Here is a 2,072-nt window from a genome sequence, read left to right on the forward strand (position 1 = left end):
GCGCGTGGTCGAGGGGCAACGCCTGATGCAAGCGGCCAGCGACATGTTTCTGGGCTGGACCACCGGCCCCGGCGGTCGGCAATTCTACGTGCGGCAATTGCGCGACATGAAGATCTCCGCCGAACTGGAAAACTTCGACGCAGAGACGTTTGCCGCCTACGGGCGTGTTTGCGGCCGCGCCCTCGCCCGAGCCCATGCCAAAGCCTCCGGCCTCGCTGCGCAGATCAGTGGTTACATCGGCAAAGGCGATGCGCTGGCGGATGCGCTGTTGAAGTACGCGCAACATTACACCGCGCAGAACGAGCGCGATTTCGAACGCTTCCAGACGGCCTGTCGCAAGGGGCGGTTGCGGGCCCGCTCAGAGGCTGATTTTGCCGCTGACCATTTGCCTTGAGCCGAGGCGCTGCCAGCGCGGCAGCGTCCTACGCCGGGCGTCCTAGGAAAATTCCCGCAACACGTGTCGACTTTCATGAACTGGTGCAGCGATTTTCGGGGCGTTACCCTCCTCGCCTGCTGTTCATTCCACGGAGCTGCGTCATGAAAAAAATCACCCGACTTTCGCTCGTTGGACCGGTATTACCCGATGCGCAAACGGCCCGCACGAAAACCCGATCGAACGCCACCGCCGCCACAGGCGGTTCGAAACGACGGCCTGGCCTTCCCCTCAACCAGATGCTCAGGGTGCGTGACGACGTCGACACCATCACCCTGCTCGAGCATGCCAGCGAACTGCTTGGGTCTCTCGCCGCCATCAGTGAAAATTTTGCCGAAGAATTCGATGGCTCCCGGCGTCATGTGGCGGTGGCGATCAAACAGCTGAGCGCATTGGCCGAAATCGTCGTCTGCCGGGCTCGGGACAATCTTGTCTCGCCGGGATCGCCGACCCCGGACGTTCGCCACTGACGGGCGAAACCCGTAAGGCGCGAGCGGTCTTGCCTGTCAGGATCGAGCCACGGTGTAGCAGTTGATCGAGATGAATTTTTCTTCACTGCCGTTGCCCGGTCGAACCTGTACATTCCGTTTGCTCATTCAAGAAACTACGGTTCGCCCGCGCTCTCCCGCGGGCTTTTTTTTGCCTGAAATGAGCCACAGCTTGCTGTGCCCCGGCTAATTGCGCGACGCTGCCAGCAGATCCCTCGCCAAGGAACGCCCGATGCCGCTGTTGACCCTGCCCTGCCAACGCCTGACGCTGGCGATACTCGCCCCGGATCAGGCAGAGCTCGAAAGTGATTTCTATCGACGCAATCTGCGCCACCTCGCCCCGTGGTCGCCGATCCGCACCACCGAATACTTTTCCACCGAGCAAATTCACCGACGCCTTGAGGTCCAGGCCAGCGCATTCGAGGCCGGATTGGCCATGCACTTCGCCCTGTTGACGCCGGATGGTGAGCAAATGATCGGTGCGTGCAACTTCAGCGGCCTCATTCGCGGCGCGTTCCAGGCGTGTTATCTGGGTTATCACCTCGATGAAGCCCGTCAGGGTCAGGGGCTGATGCAGGAAGCGCTGGAGGCGGGCATCGGCTATATGTTCGAAACCCAGAACCTGCACCGGATCATGGCCAACTACATTCCCGGTAACGAACGCAGTGCGCGGTTGCTTGAGCGGCTGGGTTTCGAGCGCGAAGGCTACGCCAAGGCGTACCTGAATATTGCCGGGCGCTGGCAGGATCATGTGCTGACGGCGCTGGTCAATCCAGTGTTCGATACACCGGAAAAGCGCTGGTCGCGACATCTCGCGTGAGTTTCACAATTTGTTAAGCATTGGCGAAGTATGCTCAGGCCTTCGCCCCTTCCGGTTGCTTGAAACCCATGTCGCGTTCCGCCACTTCGCTGTTTCTCCTCACCGCCCTGCTGTTTTTCTTCGCGCTGGGCAACCATCAATTGCAAGGTTCTACCGAAGCCCGCGTCGCCGGCATCGCCATGGAGATGCATCTGGACGATGACTGGGTCACGCCACGGCTGTTCGGCGAGCCGTTTCTGGAAAAACCACCGCTGAGCCTGTGGCTGGATGCGGGCGCGATGCGCGTGTTTGGCGTTTCGCCGTGGGCGGTACGATTGGCTTCGGCGGTGGC

General features: G+C 61.0%; 3 protein-coding genes and 1 pseudogene. All 4 read left to right on the forward strand.

Going from position 1 to position 2,072, the window contains the following annotated elements; all coding sequences use genetic code 11:
* Window positions 1-394: DUF2252 family protein (locus DBR24_RS33850; protein ID WP_256591847.1), on the forward strand; the 394-nt coding region annotated here is incomplete at its 5' end.
* Window positions 395-537: 143 nt separating this feature from the next.
* Window positions 538-903 (forward strand): DUF6124 family protein, encoded by a 366-nt coding sequence (locus DBR24_RS26110; protein WP_128616152.1) that lies wholly within the window; start codon window positions 538-540, stop codon window positions 901-903.
* Between the two features lie 250 nt (window positions 904-1,153).
* On the forward strand, window positions 1,154-1,741 hold the full coding sequence (gene rimJ, locus DBR24_RS26115) for a ribosomal protein S5-alanine N-acetyltransferase (protein WP_128616153.1): 588 nt from the start codon (window positions 1,154-1,156) through the stop codon (window positions 1,739-1,741).
* A gap of 68 nt (window positions 1,742-1,809) precedes the next feature.
* Window positions 1,810-2,072 (forward strand): annotated as a pseudogene (locus DBR24_RS33855) (ArnT family glycosyltransferase); the annotation flags it as partial.

The organism is Pseudomonas sp. HMWF006 (assembly GCF_003061205.1).
Classification (GTDB): Bacteria; Pseudomonadota; Gammaproteobacteria; order Pseudomonadales; family Pseudomonadaceae; genus Aquipseudomonas; species Aquipseudomonas monsensis.